Here is an 18,657-nt window from a genome sequence, read left to right as displayed (position 1 = left end):
AGACTGACGTGTCAGAGGCGGACCAGTTCGACGTGATCGTGGTGGGCGCGGGCGCTGCGGGCAGCATCGCGGCCCTCGTCGCCGCGCAGCGCGGCGCCAACGTGCTGCTGCTTGAGAAAAGCGTGCTCCGGGGCACGAACGCGCAGCTCAGTGGCGGGTTCCTGCAGGCGGCTGGGACGCGCTATCAACAGGAGATGGGCATCGAGGACAGCCCGGAGCTGATGATGGCCGACATCATGAAGAAGAACGGGGGTGTGGCGAACGTCGACGTGGTCGCCGAGATCTGCCGTCGGTCCAAGGACTACATCCACTTCATCGCCGACCACGTCGGCCTTGAGCTGCACGTCAACACCACGATCAAGTGGTACGGCCACAGCGCCTTCCGGATGCACGCTGGCCCGGCCGAGAAGGGCAGCGAGTTGGTCGCTCAGCTGCGCCGCGCGGTGGCCGCCGAGGAACGAGTCACCCTCGTCGACGAGGCCCGGGTCACCGGCCTGCTGGCCGAGGACGGCAGGGTCACCGGCGTGACCGCCGGCATCGGCGACGGCACGGCCGAGGAGCTTCGCGCGTCCGGCGTCGTCCTCGCCTGCAGCGGCTTCGGCAACAACCGGCAGATGCTGACGCAGTACTGCCCGGACGCGCTGGACGCGGTGTACATCGGCTCGGAGACCAGCACCGGTGAGGGCATCACCTGGGGCATGGCGCTCGGCGCCGACGTCGAGTTCATGTCGGCGTGGCAGGGCCACGCCCACGTCAACCCGAAGTACGGCACCCATCTCTCCGGCGGGCTGCCGTACCTCGGCAGCATCATGGTCAACCTCAACGGCGAGCGGTTCGCCCGCGAGGATCTCGGCTACTCGGAGCTCACGCCGGTCATCCTGGCGCAGCCGAGCGGGATCGCGGTGGAGATCTTCGATCAGCGCATCGTCGACGCGCTCTGGACCAACGGGGTCTTCCGCGAGGCCTACGACGCCGGCGCGGTGCACCGCTTCGAACGGCTCGAGGACCTGGCCGCGGCCCACTCGCTGCCCGTCGAGACGGTGCGGCGCACCGTGGCGGCCTACAACGAGGGGACCAGGGGCACCGCGGCCGACGCGTTCGGCCGGGAGCCTTCGGGCACCCCGCTGGAGGCGCCCTGGTACGGCTCCGTCGTCACCGGCGGGATCGCGCACACCCAGGGTGGCCTGCGAATCGACCCGGCGGCCCGGGTCCTGACGCCGGCGGGTCAGCCGATCGCCGGACTCTTCGCCGCAGGCGGCACGGCGGCCGGTATGTCCGGCCTCGGCGTCGCCGGTTACACCTCCGGCAACGGACTTTCACACGCCTTCACCACCGGCCTCATCGCCGGCGAGTCTGCATCCGCGCCGGTGGTCTCCTCCACCTGAGCGGCGTCACGCGCGCCCGACGGGCGTTGCGCGAGCACCATTCCACCTCTCCGCAACAAACCGGCATCTGCTGGCGGCTTCGTGCTGCCCGGAAGGACAGACCGATGAAGACAAGACTGCGGCTGATCGCAGCCCTCGGCGCGGCGGTGCTCGCGCTGACGGCGTGCAGCTCCGGCTCCGGATCGTCGAACAAGGACGGGCTCTTCGAGTTCACCCTCGGCTCGTTCAACGGTGAGATCTACGTCCTCGACTACGTTGCGGACAAGCAGGGCTTCTTCGAGGAGAACGGGCTCAAGGCCAGTTTCATCTCGCCCCAGCAGGGCGGCGCGTCGGCGAACACGCTGTTCCTCGGCGGCACGCTCAAGGGCTGGCCGGGCAACCCGGCCCCGATCATGCAGAACATGGCCAAGGGCGAGGACATCAAGATCGCTGGTTGGCTGGACAACTGGATCCCGTTCGGAGTCGTCGTCCCGGCCGACTCCGACCTGGCCGCGCTCAAGGACCGTCCGTTCGCGGAGAAGATGCAGGCGCTGCGCGGCAAGAAGATCGGCCTGACCGCGATCGGCTCGCTCGTCTACCAGTCGCTGATGGCCGGTTTCGCCTCCGCCGGCATGACCGACAAGGACGCCACGATCCTGGCCGTCGGCCAGCCGGACAGCGGGATCGGCCAGATGGAGGCCGGTCGCATCGACGCCTACGTGACCTACTCCCGTACCGATGTCGGGGTGTTCGAGCAGCGGGCGGGCGCGGTGCAGTTCGCCTCGCTGACCGGCGAGGAGGCCCCGGAGAAGATCCGCGCCTACAGCTCCTACGCGCTGCCGGTGCTCAACAGCCTCGCCACGGAGAATCCCATGGTCGTCAGCGGCTACGTCAAGGCGCAGAAGCAGGCGTACGACTGGACGAAGCAGAACATCGACCAGGCCGCGCAGATCGTCGCCGACCAGGTCTACAAGGGTCAGTACAAGGAAATCATCGTTCCCGCGCTGAACGAGATCTTCAAGCAGGAACAGCGCTACGACTTCAAGGTGAACCCGCAGTCGTGGGACAACCTGTCGAGCCTGGTGGTGGAGCTCGGCATGGTCGAGGAGGCCAACCGGAACTCCCTGGAATACGCCAAGGTCGTGCTCGACGAGGCCAAGGCCAGCTGAACCCGCTTACCGCAGAAGGAGCATGGTGTGAGTACTCGTAACGGTGGACAGCTGACGGTCGAGGTGTTGCGCGCCCACGGCGTCGACACGGTCTTCGGCCTGATCGGCTCGGCGACGATGGAGCTGTTCGACGCGCTGCACGACGCGGAGGACATCCGTTTCATCGGGGTCCGCGACGAACGTACCGGCGTGCACATGGCAGACGCCTACGCACGGACGACCGGCCGGCCCGGGGTCATCCTCGCCGGGCAGAACGGCCCCGGCGCCACCAACCTGGTGACCGGGCTGGCCCAGGCGATGCGCGCCTACTCCCCGGTGGTGGCGCTGGCCGGCGCGACCTCGACGGAGCACTACCAGCTGGACGGCTTCCAGGAGATCGACCAGCACGCGCTGTTCACGCCGGTGACCAAGCGGACGTTCGACGTCGTGCAGCGCAAGCGCCTCGGTGACCTGTTGACCCAGGCGTTCCGGACCGCGCTGAGCCCGCGTCCCGGCCCGGTGCTGGTGAACCTGCACCGCGACGTGCTGGCACAGGAGTTCGACGACACGGTCAACCCGACCCCGCTGCGCCGCACCGAGGGGATCGAAGGGCTGCGTCCGTTGGCACCCGCCGGCCTGGTGGCCCGCGCCGCCGACCTGCTGCGTACCGCCGAGCGTCCGGTGATCGTCGCCGGTGGCGGGGTGAAGTTCCGCGAGTGGGAGCCGGTCGCGGCGCTGGCCGAGCTGGTCGGCGCGCCGATCGTCACCTCGGCGGGGCACGGTGACGCGGTGCCGTCCACGCACCCGGCCTACGCCGGGCAGATGGGCCCGCGCGGAAACGTCGTCGCCACCCAGTTGGTCAAGGACGCCGACGTCATCCTGGTGCTGGGCAGCCGGCTCGGCTTCAACTCGACGTTCTTCTCCTACGACAACATCAGCCGGGACGCGCAGATCATCCAGGTCGAGATGGACGCGACGGCGCTCGGCCGCTACTTCCCGGTGGCGTTCGGCGTACTCGCCGACGCGCCGGGCTTCGCCGGGCAGGTGACCGAGGCGCTCGCCGGTCACCGGCCGGGCGCGGCCGTGAGCGACTGGTTCGACACCTTCACCGCTCGCCGTCGGGACCTGTTGGAGCAGCGGGAGCGCGAGGGCGACGACAACGCCACCCCGATCCAACCGACCCGGATCTGGAAGGCCCTGCGGGCCACGTTGCCCGAGGACGTAATCGTCACCCTGGACGCGGGCACCCTCTGCCTCCAGGCGCACGACGTCCTGCCGTACCGCCAGTCGCCGGCGCTCATCACGCCTGTCGACTTCGGTCTGGTCGGTTTCTCGTTCGCGGCCGGTCTCGGCGCCAAGCTGGGCAACCCGGACCGCACAGTGGTCAGCCTGATGGGCGACGGCGGTTTCGGCATGGTGACCAGTGAGATCTCCACCGCCGTCCAGTCCGGCATCAACACCACGGTGATCGTGCTCAACAACGGTGTGTGGGGTGCGGAGAAGGCGTACCAGCGGGACTTCTACGGCGGGCGGTACATCGGCGCGGACGTGGTGAACCCCCCGTACGACGAACTCGCCCGCCTCTACGGCGCGCACGGTTTCGCCGTGGAGAAGCCGGACGACCTGGAGTCGACGATCAGCGAGGCGATTGCCAGCGACCGGTTGGCCATCGTCGACGTGAAGGTCGACCCGGACGCCCTCTACAGCTTCCGGCGCGACTCGTTCAAGCACCGGGCCGGCACCGGATCGGGGTCCTGAGATGAGTGCCGCACGGTCGCTGGAGACGCCGGTCGGAGTGATCGGCACCGGGCAGCTCGGAAAGGTGCTCACGGATCGGTTCCTCGGCGCGGGCTACCAGGTCGTCGCCTACGACATCGATCCGGCGGCGCTGGAGCGGCTGCACCCGGACGTCACGCGGGCCTCGGGTCCGGCCGAGGTCGCGGCGACCGCCCCGACGGTCGTCACGTGCGTGTCGGATCCGGCGGCCGTGCGGGACTGCATCCTCGGCGACGGGGGCGTTCTCGACGGCGCCTTCGCGCAGACGCTCGTCATCGAGATGACCACCTCATCGCCGGAGACCACCCGCGAGGTCGGGGCGGCTCTGGCTAGGACCGGGGCGGCCATCGTGGACGCCCCGGTCAGTCGGGGGGTGCCGGCCGCCATCGAGGGCACGCTGTCGGTCTGGCTCGGCGGCGAGAAGTCGGACGTGGACCGGGCGATGCCGTACCTGACTCCGCTGGCGACCGACATCCTGCATGTCGGTCCGCTCGGCGCGGGACATGCGATCAAGGCGGTGAATATGATGCTCATGGGCGTCAACCTCATCGCCACCGCCGAGGCGGTCGCGGTGGCTGGCTCGTACCGCGTCGGGCTGGATGCGTTCCTCGATGTGCTCAACGCGTCCAGTGGAGGCAACTTCATGACGAGCAACCACTTCCCGCGGTTCGTGCAGAGCGGCAGTTACCGCTCGGCGTTCAGCGCCGGGCTGATGCGCAAGGACCTGCGGGTGGCGCGCGACCTCGCCGAGGAGATGGGGGCGCCGGCGCTGTACGGCACCCGAGCGTTGGAGATCTACAACCTGTACCTCGCGCAGCCGGACGCGACGGCGGACGACGACAACATGCTGATCGTGCCGTTCCTGTGGAATCTGCTCGGCGCCGATCAGGGGACGGAGACCGGCTCATGACGGATATGACGGTGGGCCTGATCGGGCTCGGCGCGATGGGCGGCGGGATGGCCCGGCGCCTGATCGACAAGGGTTTCCCGCCGGCGGTGTTCGACATCGACTCGCAGAAGGTCGCCGAGCTGACCGAGCTGGGTGCCCGCAGCTGCGCCAGTCCGGCCGAGGTGGCGGCCGTCGCCGACGTGACGCTGCTGAGCCTGCCGAACTCGCGGCTGGTCGAGGCGGTCGTGCTCGGCCCGGACGGTGCGCTGGCCGGCGCGCGGGCCGGCACCGTCGTGGTGGACATGTCCAGCAGTGACCCGGACAGCACCCTGGCGTTGGGCGAGCGGTTCGTCGAGGCGGGCGTGGAGTTCCTCGACGCTCCGGTCAGCCGGGGCGCGCGGGCGGCCCGGGACGGCACGATGTCCATCCTGGTCGGCGGTGCTGCGGAGACGCTCGCCCGGGTGCGGCCGGTCCTCGACCAGTTGGGCACCGACATCGTGCACGCCGGCCCGCTGGGCGCGGGCCATGCGGCCAAGGCGCTGAACAACCACATGTCGGCGACGGCGCTGCTGGCCGCGATGGAGGGGTTCTTCGTCGCGGTCAAGGCCGGGGTGGATCCGGAGTTGGCGGTGACGGCGATCAACCAGGGTAGCGGTCGCAGTCACATGACCGACGTGCGCTTCCCGCTGTACTACCTGCCCCGCCAGTTCACCTCGAACTTCGCCCTGGGCCTGATGGAGAAGGACTGCCGGATCGCGGCGGAGATGGCGGCCCGCAGTGGGCGGCCGATGTTGCTGGGCGCGTTGACGAGTCAGCTCTACCGGGTGGCGATGAACCGGGGCATGGGTCCGGCGGACAACACCCGGGTCCTGGAGTTGATGGAGGAGCTGCTGAACGCACGACTGTCGGCAGATCCTGCTCAATAGCCGAGCATCAAGTGGTCTTCTGTCTCGACATGTAATCGAAGTGCTAGGATCGGCCTCACCACGGGCGGAACGGGATGGTGCAGCGTGTACGGAAGCTCGACGGTCGACAAGGCGGTCGACGTGCTGATGGCGGTGGCCCAGGCGCGAAACGGCATCACCAACAGCGACCTCAGTGAGCGGCTCGGGCTCGACCGCTCCACCGCGCACCGCCTGGTCAGCACCCTCGAACGCCGCGGCCTCGTGCAGCGCACGTCCGAGCGGCGCTACGTCCTCGGCAGCGAGCTGTACTTCCTGGCCTTCCGCGGCATGCTCGACCACTGGGCGGTCATCAAGCAGACGCTCGCCGATCTGGTCGCGATGACCGGGGAGAGCGCGAGCTTCTCCGTCCTGCACGGCCTGCAGTACTACTGCGCGCTGCAGCACAACTCGCCGAACGACCTCAGCTACTGCCCGACGGCGGGGGAGTGCTACCCGTTGAACGCCGGTGCCACCGGCTTCACGCTGCTGGCGTTCCAGCCCGAGCCGCGCCGTGAGCAACTCCTCGCGGAACTGCCGTTGGAGAGGTTCACCGAACGCACCATCACCGACCGGGACGAGCTGCGCGAGGAGCTGCTCCGGACGGTGAAACGCGGGCACGCGCTGAGCGCGGGGGCGCGCACGTTGGGCGGTTGCGCCGTCGCCTGCCCCGTGTTCACCCGCGAGGGCGTGCTCATGGGCGCCGTCGTGTTGTCCGCCGTCGAGGCGCGGCTGCCGCTGCCGAAGCTCGAGGACTTCGTCCCCGACCTCAAGGCGGCAGCCGCGCGCATCAGCAGTGAGCTGGCGGGTGCCAAGTGAGCGTCGCGATGGAAACCGATGTCGTCCGGATCACCCGCGGCGGCGATCTGACCCGCAGGCCGAAGAGCTTCGCCGTCGAGGACGTGGCCCGCTTCGTGCGCCCTGACGACGCGGTCGTCATCGGGCACGGCGGCGGATGGCCGCGGCGGATCGTCGAGTCGCTGGTCGCCGGCGCGAGCGGGCCGTTCACCATCCTGCACAACCGGATCGACGACGAATTGCCGTACTTCGCCGCGCCGGGCGCAGCCGTGCGGCACGCCGGCTTCATGGCCGGTCACAGCACCCGCGAGCAGATCGCCGCCGGCTCGGCCGACTTCATCCCCAACTGCTACGGGCTCACCCCGACGTTGATCAACAGTGGCGCCGTCGGTTGTGACGTGGTCGTGCTGCACCTGTCCCCGCCCGACGAGGACGGCTGGTGCAGCCTCGGCACGTGTGTGGCGTACCTGCCTGCGGCGGTCTCCCGGGCGCGGACCGTCATCGCCCAGATCAACCGGCAGATGCCGCGGACCTGCGGAACCTCGGTGCATATTTCCGCGATCGATCACCTCGTCGAGGTCGACGAGCCGTTGCAGGCCGTGGTCACCGCGCCGCTCGACGCGGTCACCTCGGCGATCGCGACGAACGTCGCGGGCCTGATCCGCAGCGGCGACACCATCCAACTCGGGATCGGCAAGCTGGCCGACGCGGTGTTGCGCGGTGTCGCCGGCAAGGACGGCATCCGCATGCTGACCGAGACGTTCAGCGACTCGGCCCTGGACCTGATGAAGGCCGGCACGCTCGCGCCCGGCCCCGACGGCCAACCGGCGATCACGGCGACGTTCGTCACCGGCAGCGAGGAGCTGTACCGAGCGATCGACTCCCGACCCGAGATCGTCATGTTGCCGGTCGATCGGACCAACGACCCGGCCACGCTGGGCAAGGTAAATCGATTCATCGGTGTCAACAGCGCCATCGAGATCGACCTCACCGGTCAGATCAATGCCGAGTCGATCGGCCCGAAGCTCTACAGCGGGCCGGGTGGACACCTCGACTTCGCCATCGGCGCCGCCTACGGCCACAACGGGCGCTATGTCTGCGCGCTGCCGTCGGTCGCCGCGAAGGGCGCGTTGTCGCGCATCGTCACGCGACTGCGCCCCGGCAGCACGGTGACCGTTCCCCGTTCCCTGGCCGACGTGGTGGTGACCGAGTACGGCGTCGCCGAGCTGCGCGGCCTCAGCTTGCGCGATCGGGCCCGAGCGCTCGTCGAGATCGCACACCCGGACCACCGCTCGTCGCTGCGCGCGGCCCTGTAGGCGCCGTCGCCGCTTTCGCGACACCCGAACGGCATTGGAGATGCTGACGTGACTGAATCTACATTGGACGATCGTCGGGAGCTGCACGACCAGCTCCGGGAACAGGCGCTCGGGATGGGCGGCGAGAAGAAGCTCAAGACCCGTGCCGCCGCCGGCATCCTCAACGCCCGGGAACGCATCGATCACCTCTTCGACGAGGACACGTTCCACGAGGTGGGCCTCTTCGGCGTGTCCCACCGACCCCAGATGCGGGACCGCACTCCAGCCGACGGCAAGGTCACCGGGTTCGGGCAGATCGCCGGCAACACCGTCGGTGTGGTCTCGAACGACTTCACGGTGCTCGGGGCGTCCAGCAGCCGTACCAACGCTCGCAAGATCAAGCAGGTCAAGCGGGTCGCGGCCCGGCAGGGCTACCCGGTCGTCTTCCTTGGCGAGTCCAGCGGCGCGCGGATGCCCGACGCGATGGGGGCCGAGGGCACCGTCGCCAACTCCGACGACCCGATCCAGTACCTACGGCGCCGCGACTCCCCCTGGGTGTCGGCCGTGCTCGGCCCCTGCTACGGGTCCTCCTCCTGGTACGCGTCGATGTCGGACTTCGTGGTCATGCGTAAGGGCGCGGTGCTCGCGGTCTCCAGCCCGCGCCTCACCGAGATGGCCACCTCGGAGAACGTCGACCCGGAGGAACTCGGCGGCTGGCGCGTCCACGCTCAGGACAGCGGCCTCGTGGACGTGGCGGTGGACACCGACGAGGAGGCGTTGGACCTGGTCAAGCGCTTCCTGTCCTACCTGCCGAACAACCGCGACGAGCCCCCACCGGTCGCCGCGGTGCCCGAAGGCGCCGACGACCCGGCCCGCGCCGAGCGCATCGCCGCGCTCGTGCCCACCTCCCGCAACCGGGTCTACAACATGCGCAAGGTGCTCGAGTGCATAGTCGATCCGGACTCGTTGTTCGAGTTGAAGCAGCTCTACGGCCGTCCCATCATCACCGCCCTGGCCCGGATCGACGGGCAGACAGTGGGCATCGTCGCGAGCAACCCGTTCGTCAAGGGCGGTGCGATCGACCCCGAGGCGTGCTCCAAGGCGACCAGCTTCCTCGTCCTGTGTGACTCCTTCAACGTGCCGCTGGTGTTCATCGCGGACCAGCCGGGTTTCCTGATCGGCAAGGACGGCGAGCGCAAGGGCGCCACCGGCCGGGTGATGAACTGGATGAACGCCCTGTCGCTGGTCACCGTCCCGCGCATCGCGGTCGTCGCCCGCAAGTCGTACGGGCAGGCGCTGCTCAACATGGGCCTCGGCGGCAACGCCGACGAGACCTGCGCCTGGACCACAGCGGAGATCAACTTCATGGACCCGCGGTTCGGCGCCCGCATCGTGCACGGCCGGGACGTCATCGACGACGCCGAACGGTACGAGGCAGCCGTCGCCGAGATGACCCAAGGCACCAGCGCCTACGACGCGGCCGCCGCCTTCGCGGTGGGCAACGTCATCGACCCCCGACAGACCCGCGCCTACCTCTCCGCCGCGCTGCGGGTGCACGGTCGGCGCGTCGGGGAGCATCACCTGGCCAACTGGCCGACCACGATCTACTGACGGAGGTGCGGGGTGAAGAACGAGATCGAGGCACGGCCGGCAACCCTCGCTGAGGAGACCGAACGGTATCTCGCCTGGAAGGAAGCCACACTCGACCACAACCGGCCCGAGGCCCTCGCCGCCCAGCGCAAACGCGGGGCACTGACCGCCCGGGAGCGGGTCACCCGCTTCGTCGACCCGGCCAGCTTCGTCGAGTTCGGGCAACTCGGCAGGCCGGACACCGAGGACCCGTTCGACGACGAGATCCACGGCGCGGCCGACGGCATCGTCATCGGCACCGGCCGGGTCGACGGGCGACCGGTGGTCGTCGTCTCCTACGACTTCACAGTCAGCGGCGGGTCGATGGGCCGCACCAACGACGAGAAGTTCGCCCGCGCCCGGCAGATCTCGCTGCGCAGCGGGGTGCCGCTGGTCATGTTCGTCGAGGGCGGCGGCGCCCGGATCACCGAACGGATGGGCTCCACCACGATCCGGGGACACGAACGCTTCTCCGACCTGGGCCTGATGTCCGGGTGGGCGCCGATCCTGTGCGGCGTGGTCGGCCACACCTACGCCGGACACGCCAACCTCGTCGCGCTCGCCGACTACGTGGTGATGGTCAAGGGCGCCTCCCTCGGGTTGGCCGGCCCCCGACTGGTCAAGGCGGCCACCGGCGAGGACGTCTCCACCGCCGACTTCGGCAGCGAACTGCACGCCAAGGAGATCGGGTCGATCGATCACGAGACGGAGACCGAGGACGACCTCGTCGCGCACCTGCGGCGGTACCTGTCCTACCTGCCGTCGAACTGCACCAAGCCCGCGCCCCGGCATCCGTACCAGCCCACCGACGAACGGCTGGACGACAGCGTGCTGTCCCTGGTGAGCGCGAACCAGGCGCGCGCCTACGACATGCGCAGGCTGGTCCGGAAGATCCTGGACGAGGAGAGCGGCTTCGAACTCAAGCCGACCTTCGCGCCCAACCTCGTCACGACCTTCGGCCGGATGGGCGGGCACACCGTCGGCGTCATCGCCAACAACCCGCTGTTCAAGGCCGGGGTGCTGGACGGCAACGCCTCGGACAAGATGTCGCGCTTCATCAACATCTGCGACGCGTTCAACATCCCACTGGTGTGGCTGGTGGACGTTCCCGGCTACATCGTCGGCACCGCTGCCGAACGGACGAACCTGTTCCGCCGCAGCATGCGTCCGTTGTGGGAGCTAAGCCAGTCCACAGTGCCGATCTGCACGATCGTCGTACGCAAGGCGTTCGGGCTCGCGTACCACACCATGGGCGGGGCGGAGTTCCACCCGGCGCTGATGGTCTGCTGGCCGTCCGCGCGGGTGAGTCCGATGGGCGCCGAGGGGGCCGTGAACATCCTGCACGGCAAGGACCCCACAGTCACGCCGGAGCAGCGTAGGGAACTGATCGACCACTACAAGCGGCTGGAGGAGCCGGCCGTCGCCGGCGCCAAGTTCAAGATCGACGACGTGATCGATCCGCGGGACACCCGCCAGGCCATCATCCGCACGCTCGACTTCATCGCCGACTCCCGGCACGAGTCGGGCCACTGGCGGCCCCCCAAGAAGCGGGGCATCGCCCCCGCCTGAACCGCTCCCGTCACCGATCCCCCCACCGGCGTCCGGCCCAGCCCGGTCCCAACAAGCAGAGAGAAGAGAGTGCCGACATGACGGAACTGCGCGCGGAGATGGTGGCCAACGTGTGGAAGGTCCTGGTGCAGCCGGGACAGCAGGTGGCCGCCGACGAGGACCTGGTGATCCTCGAGTCGATGAAGATGGAGATCCCGATGGTGGCCCCGAGCGCCGGCACAGTCGCCTCGGTGCACGTGACGGAAGGCTCCCAGGTGGCCGAGAACGACCTGCTGGTGGTGCTGGAAGGCTGAGAAGGCGACGAGCCGACCGATTGTCTGAGGGAGTTCGATGTTTGAATCGTTGCTTGTCGCCAACCGTGGCGAGATCGCCCGCCGGGTCATCCGGACCGCCGCGCGGTTGGGTGTGCGGACGATCGCTGTGCACTCCGAGGCCGACGCGACGCTACCGTTCGTCCGCGAAGCCGACGAGGCAGTTCTGCTCGGCCCCGCGGCACCGGCGCAGTCGTACCTGAACACCGAGGCGATCCTGGACGCCGCCCGCCGGACCGGCGCGCAGGCGATCCACCCCGGGTACGGCTTCCTCGCCGAAAGCGCCGCCTTCGCGGCGGCGGTCGGGGACGCCGGCCTGACCTGGGTGGGACCCTCGCCCGACGCGATCGAGGCGATGGGCGACAAGGTCAACGCCCGCAACCTGATGGCGAAGGCCGAGGTGCCGGTGGCCGCCGGCACCGAGTCTCCGGTAGCCGACGTCGAGGAGGCGGTCCGCGCCGCCGCGGCCATCGGCTATCCGATCATGGTCAAGGCCGCCGCCGGTGGCGGTGGCATCGGAATGGGGCTGGCCCGGGACGAAGTGGAGCTGCGTGCCGCGTACGAGACCGCCAAGGCCCGCGCCGAGCGCTTCTTCAGCTCACCCGGGATCCTCCTCGAGCGTTACATCGAGCACGCCCGGCACGTCGAGGTCCAGATCCTCGGCCTGGCCGACGGCCGGGTGGTCGCGCTCGGCGAACGAGACTGCTCGGTGCAGCGACGGCACCAGAAGATCGTCGAGGAGACCCCGTCGCCGGGCGTCTCCGCGCAACTGCGCGAGCAGATGCTGGCCGGCGCCGTCGCCGCCGCCGAGGCGGTGGGCTACCGCAACGCCGGCACCGTCGAGTGCCTGGTCGACCCGAAGACCCAGGAGTACGTCTTCCTGGAGATGAACACCCGCCTGCAGGTCGAACATCCGATCACCGAACTCGTGACCGGGGTCGACCTGGTCGAGGAGCAGCTTCGGATCGCCGCCGGCCTCGCTCCCGCAGCCGACCTGGACAACGTGCGCCCGACCGGGCACGCCATCGAACTTCGCGTGTACGCCGAGGACCCGGTGCGGTTCCTGCCACGCCCCGGCAAGATCACCGAGTGGCGTGAACCCACCGGTGACGGGGTCCGGGTCGACGCCGGCTACGAGGCGGGAACGCTGGTGACCCCGCACTACGACCCGCTGCTCGCCAAGCTCTGCGTGCACGGCGCGGACCGCGACGCGGCGATCGAGCGCGCCCGCGCCGCCGTCAAGGAGTTCGTCGTCGGTGGACCGGCGACCAACCTGCCGTTCTTCGACCAGCTGCTCACGCACCCGAGTTTCGTCTCCGGCGCGTACGACACCGGCATCGTGGCGAAGGTGCGCGCCGATGCCTGAGCGCGGACCCGTGGCGTGGCACCGACGCAATCAACGAAAGGATTCCACATGTCCTCGATGACCCTGGCACCAACGCTGGTGCGACGCTCCGGCCTGGTGGCGGAGGCGACGCTGGTGCTCACCGGCGTACTCCTGCTGGCGGTCTCCGCCCAGGTGGTGATCCCGCTGTGGTTCACCCCGGTGCCACTGACCGGGCAGACCTTCGCGGTACTCCTCGTGGGTGGGGCGTTCGGTGCGCTGCGCGGCCTGCTCACCTTCACGCTCTACCTGGCGGTCGGCGTCGCCGGTGCGCCCGTCTTCTCCGAGGCCGGCTCCGGCTGGCACGGGCTGCTGGGGCCGACCGGTGGCTACCTGGTGGGCATGCTGCTCGCCGTCGGCATCGTCGGCGCGACCGCGGAGCGCGGCTGGGACCGGAAGGTCCGGTCCTCGGCGTTGGTCATGCTGGCCGGCAGCGCCGTTATCTACGCCTTCGGCCTGACCTGGCTCGGTCTGTACCTCAACACGAGCGTGGCGGAGACCCTCGCCCTGGGCGCCGCTCCGTTCATCGTCGGGGACCTGATCAAGGTCGCGTTGGCCGCGGTCGCACTGCCCACCGCCTGGTCGATGGTGAACAAATTGCGCGGCTGAACCACGCCCGCCGCCCAGCGGCGATCCCGACCGATGCCGGCGGTCCACACCAGGGACGCCGGCATCGGCCGGTTCTATCCGCCGACCGGTAGAAGACCGTGCCGTCTCCGCTCGGGTTAACTGGTGGTGGGAAGTCGGTCCTGATGCAAGACGCGGAGCGCAGTCAGGCCGACCTCATCGAGACTGTGCATGGCGGACGCGATCACGTCCGCCATGGTCTCGGCCTCCCGGTCGAATTCCGCGACGGGGAGGCCGTTCTCCGTGCCGAACGCCGCATCGTCGCAGCCCGGTGGGGCCGTTCGTGATTGGGATGGATCCGACAACGACCAGTCCCTACATCAACTATGAGCCACCCCCGCTTTCATGGAGCTTCTTGACCATGGTCTGATGGCCGTGGGGGAGGAAGTCGTCCGTGGCAGCACCGAAGAAGTACCCCGATGAGCTCCGTCAGCGCGCTGTGCGCTTGTACTGCGAGTCGGACCCGCAGCCCGTGATCCGGCGTTGGCCGAGTAACTCGGCGTGCACCACGAGGCGCTCAGGAACTGGATCCGGCAAGCCGAGGCTGACGAGGGCGAGCGTCACGACCGGCCGACCAGCGAGATGGTCGAGGAGAACCGCCGGCTGCGCAGGGAAGTCGCTGAGTTGCGGTGGGCGAACGAGATCCTGAAGGCTGCGAGCGCGTATTTCGCGGCGGAGCTCGACCCGACCCGGCGACGGTCATGAAGTTCATCCACGAACACCGTGACCAGTTCGCGGTCGCGCTCCTGCTACGGGTTCTCAACATCGGCGCCTCGACCTACTACGCGTGGGTCAAGCAGGTCGAACGGCCCTGCGACCGCGACGTGGTCGACCTGGGGCTGATTTCCAACATCCACGAGATCTGGGAGACCTCCGGGCACACCTACGGCGCGGACCGGGTCCACCGGCAGCTACGCCGCGACGGCATCCGCGTCGACCGCAATCGGGTCGAGCGGTTGATGGCCGAGCAGGGTTGGCAGGTGGCGTTCCTGCGGCGCGGCTGGCGCGGCGGCTCCACCCGTCAGGACCCACGGCCTACGCCGGCGCCGGATCTGGTCAATCGGCAGTTCACCGCCGACGGGTCGAGCCGGCTCTGGGTCGCCGACGCCACCCGCATCCCGTGCGGCGAGGTCGTGTTCTGGTTGGCTGCGGTCCGTGACGTGTTCTCCCGCCGGATCGTCGGGTGGAAGACCTCCGACCGCTGCGACACCGACCTGATCCTCGCCGCCCTCGAATACGGCATCCAGTCGCGCGACGTCCGCGACGCCAGTTGATCCACCACTCGGACAGGGGGTCGAACTACACCTCCTTCCGCTTCGCGGAACGCTTACAGGACAACGGGATCTTGCCGTCGATGGGCTCCGTCGGCGACTCCTACGACAACGCCCTCATGGAGAACTTCTGGTCAACGCTGAAGATCGAACTCGTCTACCGCACCTCGTGGCGGACCCGCGACGAGGCCGAGAACGCGATCTTCGCCTACATCGAGACATCTCACCAACGGTGGCTGTCAAGCAGTTGAGGTCGCGGGTTCGGCGAAGGCCTTGCCGGGGTCGTAGAGGGTGTTGTGGCGTAGGCAGTGGTGCAGCTTGCCGAGCATGAGGTGGAACAGGCGCCGCAGGGCGGCGACGTGCCTGTCGCCGGCGGCACGGCGGGATCGGTAGCGGGTGTTCCAGTGGGAGTCATGCCGGACTGCCGCCAACGCCCACACGTATCCGGTAGCGGCGATCCGGTCATTCTTGGCGCGGCGAGCGTGCACGAAGCTGCTCTTGCCCGAGGATCGGGTCACCGGGGCGGCACCGGCGAAAGCACGTAACGCGCGAGCGTCGGCGAAGCGGCTGCGGTCGTCGCCGATTTCGGCCAGCAGCCGGGCGCCGAGTTGCACGCCGAGACCGGGGATGCTGGTGACGATCTTCGCGTCGGGGTGGGCGGTGAACACCTCGTCGATGCGCTGCTCCAGCTGCCGCAGCGTCTGGCAGACCGCGTCGAGTTGCCGCACCAGTCCTTGAAGGTGCAGGCCCATGGCCTGCTCGACGGCTGCTGCCTGGCGCATCTGCTCGCCGCGGAGGAAGCCGTGCAGCTTGTCCGCCTCGGCGGCGATGCCGCGTTGACGGCCAGCGCGGCTCAGCAACGCCGCGAGCTCGGTGGGAGCCAGCGCAGCCGCGGCCGCAGGTGTCGGCGCCGCGGCAAGGATCACCCGGGCGGCCGGCGAGTCGAGCCGGTGCCGTCCGCCGCGCTCGAACGCCGCCAGGGCGGCGGGGAAGAACATCCGCAGCAGCGTCCGGATCCGGTTGGTGAGCGTGACCTGGTCCCATGCAGCATCCTGCTGCGCCCGGGTCAGAACCCGCAGCGACTGCAGCAATTCACTGTCGGCCGGCAGCGGCCGATGCGCGGCCGCATCGGTGCGCAGGATGTTCGCCAGCACCATCGCGTCGAACGCGTCCGACTTGCCGCGCGAGACCCGATACCGGTCCCGATAACGCGACACGGCCAGAGGATTGATCGCGAACACCTGTCGACCCGCGGCTCGGAGACCAGCTACCACGCGGGACCCGCACCTCGACCGGTCCAAACGTCGGTGAGCACGGTCTTGGTCCGGCTGCCGTTACGGGTGTTCCCGCTGCCCCGACCTGCCGGGTCGTGCCTGTCGTAGCCGACATGGTCGGTGATTTCACCGTCCAACGCCGACTCCAGGACCCGCTTGGTCAGCTGCTGCAGCAGCCCGCCCTCGCCGGTCAGCTTCAGCCTGTCGCCACGAGCCCGATCGACCAGCATCGCGATCAACTGCTCATCCGTGACCGCACCCACCGACCCCACGGCCGGCTGTCCCACGATGGTCTCAGTCGTCATCTGGCGTCTCTCCCTTGATCGGTCGATCAGCCGTTATCTGTACAGTCCCCGGCCCGGCAGCTACCGTGACCGCCCGAGTTATGGCAATCTGCTCCATCGAGCGGGGTTCCTGGTTCTGGTTGTCTTGGAGTGACAAACCTTGATACCGGAACCCCACTTCTCACGTCGTGATCAACACCCTTGACCGACCCCGCCCACGCCTAACTGAACGGCGTTGGTACTAGACCGGGCTCGCCCGGGCCGCCGAGCGATCGTGAGCTGCCGACCCAGTGCTTTGGTGGACACCAGTGCTGGCTTCCCGCAGCCGCATCGGTCGATCGGGGAGCACGCTCACGATCGCCGCGCCTTGTCAGCGGCCGATCCGCGCACCTGCTCTTCGTTTCGACGCCGTCGGTCTCAGCGCTGGGAGCTGCGCCGAGGATCTTCGCTTTCGCCAGGCTGCTGGACACGGCGGGCGCTCAGGAGTGTGGAGTCCGTACCTGCTCGAAGTGGAGCTCGCGGATGAAGCGGTCTCGTGGTTGACCAACCACGAAGACCACGCAGTCGATGATCGACTGCGTAGTGAGGTCGCTATCTGCCTGCCGCGCGGCGTTGCTCGTAGCTGGGCACCTTGACGGTGATGAGATCGAGGCAGTTGTGCTGCTGCGTGAGCTGCTCGGTGAAGCGGCGCTGGTGTTCACGGAGCAGTTGGAGCCATTCGGCCTCGTTGCCGCTGCCCTCGCGGACGAGCTGGGCAGAGATTGGCCAGGGTTCGACGGAGGAGCCGAGCGGTCGGGACGCGACCCCAGCGAGAAGCCTCGCAGGACGCCGCACGCTCACGACGGGCGACGCCGGAACTCGTGCCGGGCTGACCTCTGCTCCGCTGGGCCGGCCGTGCCGAGTATGGTGCACATCGAGCGTCCACTGTGCCGGTCCGAGTGCGATCGAGCGCGCTTATCCGATGACGTGGGCCGATGATCATCAGTGTGAAGCCGGAAGGAAAGCAGCAATGCACAGCGCTGGCCCTCCCAAGAAGATCCTGAACATCAGCGGACCGTACGCGGTGGGAAAGGACACCCTGTTGAATGCGATCATCAGCAGGTATCCGAACCTCACGCACCGGGTGACCACGGTGACTACGCGGCCCGCGTCGTCCGACGCCGACCCCACCTATCGCACGGTGAGCTTGAACGATATGCAGGAGCTCGCCCTCTCCGAGGAACTCATCGTGACGAGCCAGTTCGGCGGAACGGTCCTCTACGGGACCAGCGCGAACGAGATCAGAGCAAAGATCTCTGAGGGACAGATCTGCGTGCACGCGATCTTCGCCGGGCCGGACGGTGCTGGACGCTTGAGAGAGGTATTCGGAAGTAAGTTGTTCTCGATCGGCGTGCTCGCGACACAGGGGAACATCGACGCACAGATGGACGTCCTAGCTGCTCGCCTGGCTGGGCGCACGAGGGATAATGAGGAAGCGGTGCGGGCGCGCCTGGCGTACCAGGCCGACCCCATCAGCTATGTCCTGGAGAACCCGGTGGTAAAGACCGGCGACGGCAACACGCCGGTGTTCGACCGCGTGATCGTCAACGACCAGTTGGACCGGGCGATCGCCGAGGTGACGGCGCTGTTCACGGAGTTCTTCGAGGTGGAAGAGGCTGCGCGATGACCGAGGGAAGATCAGACTTCGAGATCCTGTCGAGCGGCTTTGAGCGTGCCTACGTCGGTGGTTCCTATTTCAACCCCCCCGCTGACGTCTTGGCCCACGGTCGCCGACTCGCCCCGATCGATTCAGCGGATGTGCCTACGATGAACCTGAATGCGGACGGCCCAGCGACGTACGTGACGTCATCGCTGTTTCAGACGTTGTCATCGGCCCTGGCGGATGGCGAACTACTCTTTGCGGTCTACCTCCGTGGCGACGTGTTGGTGGCACCCTTCATCTGGGACGCGGAGCGACTGATCGACTTCGAGCAGCAGGTCCCTGACCGTGTGCTGTCACGACGCGGATTCTTTGGCGTGCGACGCGACCTCGCCGAGGCCGGGCTTCAACGCGAGGCAGCCCTCGCACCGTAGGCGCGCCTCTAGCCATCCCCGGGG

The 18,657-nt window shown here is 68.6% G+C and carries 19 protein-coding genes and 1 pseudogene; 17 read left to right on the top strand and 3 right to left on the bottom strand.

The window, feature by feature from the left end:
• The first annotated feature begins 8 nt into the window (after positions 1–8).
• From F4558_RS13945 to F4558_RS32155, 15 genes are all read left to right on the top strand, one after another.
• Positions 9–1,385 (top strand): FAD-dependent oxidoreductase, encoded by a 1,377-nt coding sequence (locus F4558_RS13945; RefSeq protein ID WP_167944487.1) that lies wholly within the window; start codon positions 9–11, stop codon positions 1,383–1,385.
• Positions 1,386–1,489: 104 nt separating this feature from the next.
• Positions 1,490–2,533 (top strand): ABC transporter substrate-binding protein, encoded by a 1,044-nt coding sequence (locus F4558_RS13940; RefSeq protein WP_167944486.1) that lies wholly within the window; start codon positions 1,490–1,492, stop codon positions 2,531–2,533.
• Positions 2,534–2,560: 27 nt separating this feature from the next.
• On the top strand, positions 2,561–4,270 hold the full coding sequence (locus F4558_RS13935) for a thiamine pyrophosphate-binding protein (RefSeq protein WP_167944485.1): 1,710 nt from the start codon (positions 2,561–2,563) through the stop codon (positions 4,268–4,270).
• Between the two features lies 1 nt (position 4,271).
• Positions 4,272–5,198, top strand: coding sequence for an NAD(P)-dependent oxidoreductase (locus tag F4558_RS13930; protein ID WP_167944484.1), 927 nt, complete (start codon positions 4,272–4,274; stop codon positions 5,196–5,198).
• Positions 5,195–6,103 (top strand): NAD(P)-dependent oxidoreductase, encoded by a 909-nt coding sequence (locus F4558_RS13925; protein ID WP_167944483.1) that lies wholly within the window; start codon positions 5,195–5,197, stop codon positions 6,101–6,103. Before F4558_RS13930 ends, F4558_RS13925 begins: the two co-directional genes overlap by 4 nt.
• An 84-nt stretch (positions 6,104–6,187) precedes the next feature.
• The gene (locus F4558_RS32160) at positions 6,188–6,937 is read left to right on the top strand and encodes an IclR family transcriptional regulator (protein ID WP_167944482.1); all 750 of its coding nucleotides are present in this window, start codon (positions 6,188–6,190) and stop codon (positions 6,935–6,937) included.
• 8 nt (positions 6,938–6,945) lie between these two features.
• Positions 6,946–8,232, top strand: coding sequence for an acetyl-CoA hydrolase/transferase family protein (locus F4558_RS13915; RefSeq protein ID WP_167944481.1), 1,287 nt, complete (start codon positions 6,946–6,948; stop codon positions 8,230–8,232).
• 48 nt (positions 8,233–8,280) lie between these two features.
• A complete protein-coding gene (locus tag F4558_RS13910) occupies positions 8,281–9,822 on the top strand; it encodes an acyl-CoA carboxylase subunit beta (RefSeq protein ID WP_209273288.1) in 1,542 nt (513 codons plus the stop codon).
• A gap of 12 nt (positions 9,823–9,834) precedes the next feature.
• Positions 9,835–11,409: an acyl-CoA carboxylase subunit beta gene (locus F4558_RS13905; protein ID WP_167944480.1), complete on the top strand. Its 1,575-nt coding sequence runs from the start codon at positions 9,835–9,837 to the stop codon at positions 11,407–11,409.
• A gap of 77 nt (positions 11,410–11,486) precedes the next feature.
• Entirely contained in the window at positions 11,487–11,702 is a 216-nt protein-coding gene (locus F4558_RS13900) for a biotin/lipoyl-binding carrier protein (RefSeq protein WP_167944479.1), read from the top strand.
• Between the two features lie 37 nt (positions 11,703–11,739).
• Complete coding sequence (locus F4558_RS13895; protein ID WP_167944478.1) at positions 11,740–13,086, top strand: acetyl-CoA carboxylase biotin carboxylase subunit; 1,347 nt, start codon at positions 11,740–11,742, stop codon at positions 13,084–13,086.
• A 48-nt stretch (positions 13,087–13,134) separates the two neighbouring features.
• Entirely contained in the window at positions 13,135–13,713 is a 579-nt protein-coding gene (locus F4558_RS13890; protein WP_167944477.1) for a biotin transporter BioY, read from the top strand.
• Positions 13,714–14,232: 519 nt separating this feature from the next.
• Positions 14,233–14,436, top strand: coding sequence for a transposase (locus F4558_RS13885; RefSeq protein WP_167944476.1), 204 nt, complete (start codon positions 14,233–14,235; stop codon positions 14,434–14,436).
• Complete coding sequence (locus tag F4558_RS13880) at positions 14,433–15,005, top strand: IS3 family transposase (RefSeq protein ID WP_167944475.1); 573 nt, start codon at positions 14,433–14,435, stop codon at positions 15,003–15,005. Before F4558_RS13885 ends, F4558_RS13880 begins: the two co-directional genes overlap by 4 nt.
• Positions 14,915–15,253, top strand: coding sequence for an integrase core domain-containing protein (locus F4558_RS32155; protein ID WP_312877332.1), 339 nt, complete (start codon positions 14,915–14,917; stop codon positions 15,251–15,253). Before F4558_RS13880 ends, F4558_RS32155 begins: the two co-directional genes overlap by 91 nt.
• Here the strand turns inward: F4558_RS32155 and F4558_RS13870 are convergent.
• The 3 genes and pseudogenes from F4558_RS13870 to F4558_RS13860 all read right to left on the bottom strand — a co-directional run bounded on the left by F4558_RS13870 (position 15,242) and on the right by F4558_RS13860 (position 17,400).
• The gene (locus F4558_RS13870) at positions 15,242–16,243 is read right to left on the bottom strand and encodes an IS110 family RNA-guided transposase (protein ID WP_312877331.1); all 1,002 of its coding nucleotides are present in this window, start codon (positions 16,241–16,243) and stop codon (positions 15,242–15,244) included. The genes F4558_RS32155 and F4558_RS13870 overlap by 12 nt on opposite strands.
• A 31-nt stretch (positions 16,244–16,274) precedes the next feature.
• A pseudogene (locus F4558_RS13865) lies at positions 16,275–16,506 on the bottom strand (transposase); the annotation flags it as partial.
• A gap of 645 nt (positions 16,507–17,151) precedes the next feature.
• On the bottom strand, positions 17,152–17,400 hold the full coding sequence (locus F4558_RS13860) for a hypothetical protein (protein WP_167944471.1): 249 nt from the start codon (positions 17,398–17,400) through the stop codon (positions 17,152–17,154).
• A 169-nt stretch (positions 17,401–17,569) separates the two neighbouring features.
• Here F4558_RS13860 and F4558_RS13855 point away from each other — a divergent pair, with 169 nt between their 5' ends.
• A complete protein-coding gene (locus F4558_RS13855; RefSeq protein ID WP_167944470.1) occupies positions 17,570–18,226 on the top strand; it encodes a nucleoside/nucleotide kinase family protein in 657 nt (218 codons plus the stop codon).
• The gene (locus tag F4558_RS13850) at positions 18,223–18,633 is read left to right on the top strand and encodes a hypothetical protein (protein WP_167944469.1); all 411 of its coding nucleotides are present in this window, start codon (positions 18,223–18,225) and stop codon (positions 18,631–18,633) included. The genes F4558_RS13855 and F4558_RS13850 overlap by 4 nt, the downstream gene beginning before the upstream one ends.
• Positions 18,634–18,657 lie beyond the last annotated feature (24 nt).

This window comes from Micromonospora profundi, assembly GCF_011927785.1.
GTDB classification, from domain to species: Bacteria; Actinomycetota; Actinomycetes; order Mycobacteriales; family Micromonosporaceae; genus Micromonospora; species Micromonospora profundi.
The sequence above is the reverse complement of the archived record's forward strand: the minus strand, read 5'-3'. Positions and strand labels throughout refer to the sequence as shown.